General features: G+C 67.3%; 9 protein-coding genes and 1 pseudogene. 4 read left to right on the plus strand and 6 right to left on the minus strand.

The features are described 5' to 3' along the window. Positions 1-35 precede the first annotated feature (35 nt). Complete coding sequence (locus tag AC5RUO_RS19665; RefSeq protein WP_494011234.1) at positions 36-1,100, plus strand: EAL domain-containing protein; 1,065 nt, start codon at positions 36-38, stop codon at positions 1,098-1,100. 65 nt (positions 1,101-1,165) lie between these two features. Here the strand turns inward: AC5RUO_RS19665 and AC5RUO_RS19670 are convergent, their stop codons facing one another. Further along, a complete protein-coding gene (locus AC5RUO_RS19670; protein WP_494011235.1) occupies positions 1,166-1,387 on the minus strand; it encodes a DUF6480 family protein in 222 nt (73 codons plus the stop codon). 136 nt (positions 1,388-1,523) lie between these two features. Here AC5RUO_RS19670 and AC5RUO_RS19675 point away from each other — a divergent pair, with 136 nt between their 5' ends. Next, positions 1,524-1,979 carry a hypothetical protein gene (locus AC5RUO_RS19675; RefSeq protein ID WP_494011236.1) on the plus strand — a complete coding sequence of 152 codons (456 nt, stop codon included), beginning with the start codon at positions 1,524-1,526 and terminating at the stop codon, positions 1,977-1,979. Positions 1,980-1,997: 18 nt separating this feature from the next. Here AC5RUO_RS19675 and AC5RUO_RS19680 read toward each other — a convergent pair whose 3' ends face one another. The 3 genes from AC5RUO_RS19680 to AC5RUO_RS19690 form a co-directional block, all read right to left on the minus strand. After that, a complete protein-coding gene (locus tag AC5RUO_RS19680) occupies positions 1,998-2,810 on the minus strand; it encodes a glycerophosphodiester phosphodiesterase family protein (protein WP_494104412.1) in 813 nt (270 codons plus the stop codon). 46 nt (positions 2,811-2,856) lie between these two features. Beyond that, the gene (locus AC5RUO_RS19685; RefSeq protein WP_494011238.1) at positions 2,857-3,105 is read right to left on the minus strand and encodes a hypothetical protein; all 249 of its coding nucleotides are present in this window, start codon (positions 3,103-3,105) and stop codon (positions 2,857-2,859) included. Between the two features lie 111 nt (positions 3,106-3,216). Further along, positions 3,217-4,035: an HAD family hydrolase gene (locus AC5RUO_RS19690; protein WP_494053744.1), complete on the minus strand. Its 819-nt coding sequence runs from the start codon at positions 4,033-4,035 to the stop codon at positions 3,217-3,219. 115 nt (positions 4,036-4,150) lie between these two features. Here AC5RUO_RS19690 and AC5RUO_RS19695 point away from each other — a divergent pair, with 115 nt between their 5' ends. Continuing rightward, positions 4,151-4,582: a LexA family protein gene (locus AC5RUO_RS19695; RefSeq protein WP_494104413.1), complete on the plus strand. Its 432-nt coding sequence runs from the start codon at positions 4,151-4,153 to the stop codon at positions 4,580-4,582. Positions 4,583-4,606: 24 nt separating this feature from the next. Further along, the gene (locus AC5RUO_RS19700; RefSeq protein ID WP_494104414.1) at positions 4,607-5,905 is read left to right on the plus strand and encodes a Y-family DNA polymerase; all 1,299 of its coding nucleotides are present in this window, start codon (positions 4,607-4,609) and stop codon (positions 5,903-5,905) included. Between the two features lie 6 nt (positions 5,906-5,911). On the opposite strand, the gene AC5RUO_RS19705 is transcribed toward AC5RUO_RS19700, so the two are convergent. Beyond that, positions 5,912-6,871 carry a lipid kinase gene (locus tag AC5RUO_RS19705; RefSeq protein WP_494104415.1) on the minus strand — a complete coding sequence of 320 codons (960 nt, stop codon included), beginning with the start codon at positions 6,869-6,871 and terminating at the stop codon, positions 5,912-5,914. Positions 6,872-6,975: 104 nt separating this feature from the next. Beyond that, positions 6,976-7,172, minus strand: a pseudogene (locus AC5RUO_RS19710) (amino acid permease); the annotation flags it as partial.

Consider the following 7,172-nt stretch of genomic DNA (forward strand, 5'->3'; position numbering starts at 1 on the left):
CTGGGTCATTACTTCGTCAACTGGGGGCGTAGCTAATGTCGGTTCGTGTACAGGCATGGGGAATTATTGCCGCGGTACTGGCGGAGACAGATCCGTCCGGCGCGGCCGTCCGGCAGCGCCTTAGCAACAGCCTCGACGAGAATCCGGGAGTGCCCGAGCGGGCCCTGCTGGAATACCTTCTTGAAACGCGGCGCAGCGATGCCAATACCGTGGAAACGCTGGAAACCGCACGGGAAATGCGCCTCACTCCCGCCGCCATCCCGCCCAAACTCGCCGAGCAGATCGATGCCATCCGCAGCATGTCGCGGATCAGCGCGCTGCTTGAGAACCAGATGCTGATGACGGCCTTCCAGCCGATCTATGGGCTCAGCGACAAAAATGTGGTGGGCGTGGAGGCGCTATCGCGCTTCGTCAGTGACGACGGCGCCGCGGCCGAACTGTGGTTCGCGGAGGCCGCCGCTGTGGGCCTGGGCGCCAACCTGGAGTTCTCGGCGCTCGGCTCGGCCGCAGCGGCCGCCAGGGACCTTCCGCCGCACCTGTTCGTGTCCCTGAACATCTCCCCCACGTCCTGCCTGGACCCGCGGCTGCCGGAACTGTTCGAGCACATTGATCTTCCCGTCAACCGGATTGTCCTCGAGCTCACAGAGACCATTCCGGATGAGGAGTATGCGCAGTTCATCGCCGCCATCAACCCGCTGCGTGACCAAGGCCTGCGGATCGCTGTCGACGACACCCACTCCGGCGCCGGCGCCCTGAGCCGCATGGTGCACCTGCGCCCTGACTTCCTCAAGGTGGGGCGCGATGTGATCGGGGACGTGGACAATGACGGCCTGCAGCGCGCGCTGACCGCCTGCCTGGTGGATTTCGGCCAGCAGATCGGCACCACCCTCGTAGCGGAGGGCATCGAAACGGTGGGGGAATTGAAGGTCCTGACAGAACTGGGGATCGACGCCGGCCAGGGCTACCTGCTGGGACGCCCGTCGGTCCGGCCGAAAGACTGGGGTTCCTGGAACACCCGGCTGGACGCGGACGGCCTGAACCGGCAGCTTGTGGGGCCCGAACAGGCCACGCCCAATTCACAGGGAAAAGACGCCTCCTGAGGTGAATCTTCAGACAGTGGACCGGCCGGCATGAGTGCGGCCGGTCCACTGTTTTGTTGTGCGCCCTATTCGTCGTGGCCCTGGTCGCCGCTCATCTGGTCCTCGGCCGGGGGCGTCTCACCGGGCGGTACTCCCCCGCCCGGCTCCAGGCCCGTGACATTGCCTTCGGCGGGATCCGGGTTCGCTGAGCCCGCCGAATCCCTGCCTCGGGCTGCCTCGGTGCCATGGTTGCCCTTGCCCGGCTGGTCAGGATTGGCCGGATCATTTTCCGGATGGTAGCTGCTCATGGTGCGTGTCCTTCCTTCCCGGCCGTGGTTCTTCGCCCCAGCTCTGGACTAATTGTAAGCATGCTGATAATTCTGGAGGGGTAGGGCTGGGCGGCCGCTGGGGCGTCCGGCACACACGATGTCAGGAGGAACAGAGATGGGAATCGGCGACAGCATCGGCAAGGCAGCGGAGAACGCCATGGAGGACCTGGCGGGTACATCAAAGCCCACCGAAAAGATGAACGTTCCCGACCCCACGGACCCCAATGACGACGTGGAGGTCCACTCCTCCATCAGCGAGGGGTCCAACGCCATGGAGGCTGAAAAGGAGAAGGCACCGGGCTTGAAGACCGGGCCGGCGCCCGGTCCGGTCTCCGAGAACCCCTTTGGCGGGGATATTGACGAAACGAACAATGACCGTGCTGAAGCCGGCCGTGGAACGGGCGACGACGGGCTGACAGGCAGTGCAGCCGCCCCGGGTGGAGCGGGGGCGGCAGGAGGCGGCGGCCCCAGCGGCGTTGCGGGGGGACTGCCGGACAGCAACCCGGACGAGCTGCGCGCCGACCCGACGGAAGGCGACCAGGACCCGTCCACCAGCACGGGCCGGGGCTAGCACCGGCCGAACATGGGATCAGGCGGGTGGCCCCGGCGGCCACCCGCCTCTTTCCGTAAGCACCTCCCTGAGCAGGTCGGCGCGGTCGGTGACCAGGCCGTCCACACCCAGGTCCAGCAGGCGGCGCATCTCGGCGGGTTCGTTGATGGTCCAGACGTGTACCGCCAGGCCAAGGCCGTGCGCCCGGCGGACAAATCCGGGGGTGACAACTTCAATGCGGCCGCGGCGCGCCGGAACCTGCAGTGCGTGGACGCCGGACAGGACCCGGCGCATCAACCACCGGAACGCAGGCCCCGGCACCACCGGCCCCAGGAAAGTGAATAGGGCGATCGACGCAACCCCGGCCGAGGCCGCAACCGGGCGGCTGAGCCGCTTCAGCACCGCCCGCCGCCGCCGGTCCGAAAAGCTGGTGACCAGCACCCGGTCATGCACCCGGTGGCGCTCAATGGCGGCCGCGGTGCTGGTGACTGAGCCCCAGTCCTTGACGTCCAGGTTGAACCGGATGCCCGGCAGTTCCGGGACCAGTCCGTCAAACGTCGGGACGGGCTCGCGGCCACCGATGCGCACCCTGGCAACTTCGCCGGCCGTCAACTCCGAAACCCTGCCCCGGCCGTCCGTCACCCGGTCCAGCGTGTCATCGTGGAAGAGGAGCAGCACGCCGTCGGACGTGGTGTGGACATCCGTTTCCAGGTAGCGGTAGCCGAGGTCGACGGCTGCCCGGAAGGCGGCCCTTGTGTTCTCCAGCCCTTCAAGGGAGAAGCCACGGTGGGCCATGGCGATGGGCAGCTGGTTGCCGGCGGCATCCGGGTTGGCGAAGAACGGCAGGGTCACAAAGTGAGCGTACCGGAGCAGGCCGGGCCGCTGGCGGACGCCCGGGTCAGTCTTCGTGCGGCAGGATCTCGACGCCGTCGCCGCAGTGCAGCAGCGTGCGGCCGCGGCCGCCGTCGAGATTGATCCACACCACGGTGTTGTCCGGCGTGACCGCGTCCACCACGCCTCCGGCTTCGAACCCGGGGGTCAGCAGGACCCGGACACGGTCGCCCTGCCGCAGCTTCTTCCAGTGCGGCGCAGGCGTTGCCCTGCGCAATGGTGCATCGGCGATGTCCCGCTTGGTATTCCGTGCCATCCCTACCCCTTCAGCCTGCAGGAGAGGAGCTTGCTCTCCGGGGTTCACGCTACGGAGCAAAGGTGAACGCGAGGTGAGCGCCAGCTGAGAAAACAGCGGCGGGCGCGGAAATCACGAACGCGGCGCACCCAGCGAAGCAAGCCGCACCTCCAAAACCTGGGCCACGCCGTCGTCGTCAAAATGCGGTGCCCGCTGCCCTGCCGCGGCGATCGCCTCTGGGTGGCCGCTGGCCATGGCATAGCCGTGGCCCGCCCAGCGGAGCATCTCGATGTCGTTGGGCATGTCACCGAAGGCCACCACGTCGGAGGCGTCAATGCCCAGCGCCCGTGCGTACTCGGCCAGGGTGACGGCCTTGTTCACGCCGGGCAGGGACAGTTCCAGCATGGGCACGCCCGGCGAGGAGTGCGTGGCGGCGGCGAGGTGTTCGACGGCGGGGCGCACCTCGGCAAGGAACTCGTCCGGAGTGCCGTCCCGGACGATGGCGAGGAACTTCACCACGCTGTCATCGTCAACCAGGGTTTCCCGCAGCGGCGCCGGGGTGAACTGCGACAGGAGTTCGCTTGACTCGTTTTCGATGAACCCGGGCTCGAGGTGGAAGCCGGTGAGCGTTTCCGCGGCGAACAGTGCAGCCGGGCGGAGGTCCTTGATGATGCGGCGGATTTCCAGCACCGCGGCGATGCTAAGCGTGCGGGCCGAAACCAGCTTGTCCGTTTCGAGGTCCCAGACCACCGCCCCGTTGGAGCAGATGACCGTCCCGGTATGGCCCAGCTGGTCCTGGAGCGGATGCAGCCAGCGGGGCGGCCGTCCGGTCACGAAGACGAGTTCGACGCCGGCGTCCCGGCAGGCGTGGAAGGCGCGGACGGTGCGGTCGCTGATTTTTCCGTCGTGCCCGAGGATCGTTCCGTCGATATCGCTTGCCACCAACCGCATCCTGCAAGTCTACGTGGCGCCGGCCGGCGGGATGATTCCTGCAGCCGGAGGTCCGCTTGTCAGCCCGCGGCGCTACACTGAACTAATCGAACATATTTTCGAATAGGGGTGTGTTGTGGGCGTTATAGTTGGTCCCCGTGTGATACATGCGGGCGCCTCGTACCTGTCGGTCCTGATCTCTCCTGTCGCCGTTGCGGCCGGCTTCCCGTCGCCCGCGCAGGACTACTTCGATGGCCGGATCGACCTGAACGCGCACCTGATCAAGGACATCACCAGCACGTTCGTGGTGCGCGTGACCGGGGACTCGATGGAGGGCGCCGGCATCAGCGACGGCGACGAACTAATCGTCAACCGGGCCCTTGAGCCCAAGGACGGTTCGGTGGTGGTCGCCGTGCTGGATGGAGAGCTGACGGTCAAGCGGCTGCGCATCACGTCCACGGGGGTGGTGCTGCAGGCGGAGAACCCGAAGTACCCGGACATCCGGGTCCCCGCGTTATCCGAGCTGACCGTGTGGGGCGTGGCCACCAGGTGCCTGCACCATGTTTGACCTGCCGATTGTGGAAGGAGGGCCATGCCCAAACCGGTCCTGATGCGGCAGATGCCGCAGATCGCCCACGTGGACGTGAACTGCTTTTACGCCTCGGCCGAGCGCGCATTCGATCCCTCGCTTGAAGGACGTCCGCTGATCGTGCTGTCAAACAACGACGGCTGCGCGGTAACCCGCTCCGCGGAGGCGAAGGCGCTGGGAATCAAGACCGGCGATCCCTGGTTCAAGCTCGCGCCCCGGGCAAAGGAGTGGGGCCTGGTGGCGAAGTCCAGCAACTACGAGCTGTACGGCGATATCAGCGCCCGGGTCATGGAGCTTCTCGGCAGGCATTCGGCGTGGCTGGAGGTCTACAGCATCGACGAGGCCTTCCTGGGCGTGAAGGGCCGGCCCGAAGAGCTGCTGGCGCTCGGCCGGACCATGAAGGCCGCGGTCCGGCGGAACGTGGGTGTCCCGGTCTGCGTGGGGATAGCACCCACCAAGACGCTGGCCAAGCTGTGCAACAAGTGGGCGAAGAACAACGCCTCCTTCGGCGGGGTGTGCCACTGGGAGGCCGTACCGGCACCGGTTCGGGAGGCCGTGCTGGGCCGGCTCCCCGTGGACGAGGTGTGGGGCATCGCGGCCCGGCTGACCAAGCGCCTGAATGTCCTGGGCATCTTCACGGTGCTGGACCTGGTCCGCGCGGACCCTGTAGTCATCCGCGACAAGTTCTCGGTGGTGCTGATGCGAACGGTGCTGGAGCTGCGTGGCATCCCCTGCATTCCCATGGAGGAGGAGCGCCTTGGCCGGGACCAGCTCATCTTTTCCCGCTCCTTCTCCACGCCGGTCACCACCGTTGACGGCATGCGGCAGGTGCTCAGCATCTATGGCCAGCAGGCGAGCGCCCGGCTCGCAAAGCACGGCCTGCAGGCGAAAGTCCTGACGGCGTTCGCGGCCACTTCCCCGTTCAGGCAGCACGAACAGGCCTACCCTTCCGTGTGCCTGTCCCTTCCCATGCCCACGGCGGATCCGCTCCTGCTGACCAAGGCCACCCATGCCCTGCTGCCCCTCATCCGCGACGGGTTGAAGTACGCCAAGGCCGGACTCATGCTCACGGACCTGCGCCCCACCGGAAACCAGTCTCCCCTGGAGCCCTTCGAGAACCGGCATGAAGAACGCGGCATCGGCCCGCTCCTGGAGGACGTCAGCCGCCGCTTCGGGCGCGGCTCCATCGGGCTCGGCCACGGCGGCATCAAAGGCGGCGTGGACTGGTCCATCAAGCGCGGCATGCAGTCCCCCCGGTACACAACGCACTGGGACGAGCTCCCGCTGGTGAAGGCTGCCTGAGGCTTTTTAGGCCGGGAGCACCGGCGGGGCGGGCGGTCCGTCGAACATGGCGCCCTTGCTGGCCTGCGGCACCACGACGTGGACCGCGTTCCGCTGGATGGTGAAGTCGGCGGGGGTGACGGCCGCAATCTCGCCGTCGAGGTTCACCGGCATCGGCGGTTCTGTGACCAGCCGGACGGACCGGCTGGTCAGGTGGTACACCCGGTCATGCTCAACGAAGCTTCCATCCCGGAGCTGCCGTGCGATCTTCACATGCTCCCGAAGCGGTGCTGCCAGGATGGCGTAGATGTCGAGGATGTGGTCATCGATCCCGGCCGTGGGAGAAACCGTGTTGCCACCGCCGTAGTGCCTGCCGTTGCCGACGGCCACCTGGAGCAGGCCCTCGAGCTGCAATGGCTCGTGGTCCCCGTCCGGGAACTCAAGCCGGGCGCGGAACGGCTCGTGCCGGGCATATGCACGAAGGGTGGCAATGCCGTACGCCAGCGGCCCGAGGCGCCGTTTCAGGCCGGGGCTGAGTGCCTCAGTGACCCGGACGGACAGGCCGGCGGAGGCGACGTTGAGGAATGGCTGGCCGTTTGCCCGTCCGAGGTCGATGTCCACCACCTTCCCGTCCGCGACGGCGGCACACGCCGGCGCCAGGTTGTCCGGGATCTCCAGGGTGCGGGCGAGGTCGTTGGCGGTGCCCAGCGGAAGGACTCCGAGGATCACTTCTGTACCGGCAATCCGGCCGGCGGCGTAGGAAACCGTCCCGTCGCCGCCACCCACGACCACCAGGTCATGCCCGTCCGCAACCACCCGGTCCAGCGTCCCGGCCAGCTCGGCCCCCGAATGCACGTGATGCACGGCGGAGACCGGCACGCCTGCCTTGTGCAGGGCATCCACCGCCAGTTCGCGCGCGGCGGCCCCCCGGCGTGATCGGGAGTTGATGATCACGGCAGCGGAGCGGGCCTCTCGGGCAACCTTCATGTGGGACATGTTAGGTCCATCTGGCCGGGAAATGCCTGCGGGCGCCCCCTCCGCCGAGTGGTGGAGGGGACGCCCGTCATACCTTTGCCATGGGTTGGTTGGTGCTAGGGGTTGGAGAGGGGCGCTGTTACCAGTTGGGGTTCCGACGGAGCATCCGGATCGCGGACGTCTGCGGCGGGCCGGGCTGCGGCGGCATGCTCTGCCAGGACACCTGTCTGGTGGCGGATCTTCAGGCGGTACAGCAGGGTCCCGCCTACAGCGACGGCGCCCACGAAGAGCACCCCGCCCCACTGCAGGTACC

This window comes from Arthrobacter sp. Y3221087 (assembly GCF_059089905.1).